The organism is Dyella halodurans, from assembly GCF_026283925.1.
GTDB classification, from domain to species: domain Bacteria; phylum Pseudomonadota; class Gammaproteobacteria; order Xanthomonadales; family Rhodanobacteraceae; genus Dyella; species Dyella halodurans.
On sequence record NZ_JAPDPF010000025.1, the window covers coordinates 1 to 539 of the forward strand.

Genomic DNA, 539 nt, shown 5'->3' on the forward strand with positions numbered 1-539 from the left:
CCCTTGAAGAACGGCGTATGACGGCCACCCTCGTCCTTCGACAGCACATAGACCTCAGCCTCGAAGTCGGTGTGCGGGGTGATCGTGCCCGGCTTGGCCAGCACCTGGCCACGCTCCACGTCGTCGCGCTTCAGACCGCGCAGCAGCAGACCGGCGTTGTCGCCTGCCTGGCCCTGGTCCAGCAGCTTGCGGAACATTTCCACGCCCGTGACGGTGGTCTTCTGGGTCGGACGGATGCCGACCACTTCGATTTCGTCACCGACCTTGATCACGCCGCGCTCGATACGACCGGTCACCACGGTGCCGCGGCCCGAGATCGAGAACACGTCTTCCACCGGCATCAGGAACGGCTTGTCGATCGCACGCACCGGCTCCGGGATGTAGCTGTCCAGCGCGTCCACCAGCTTGATGATCGCCGGCACGCCGATTTCGCTCTGATCACCTTCCAGCGCCTTCAGCGCCGAACCGTGGATGATCGGGGTGTCGTCGCCCGGGAAGTCGTACTTCGACAGCAGCTCGCGCACTTCCATCTCGACCAG

At 64.6% G+C, this 539-nt stretch carries 1 protein-coding gene; it reads right to left on the reverse strand.

The genetic code is table 11. The annotated features are described in order from the left end of the window. A partial coding sequence (locus OUZ49_RS20895) for an EF-Tu/IF-2/RF-3 family GTPase (RefSeq protein WP_266152550.1) occupies window positions 1–539 on the reverse strand: 539 nt, incomplete at both ends.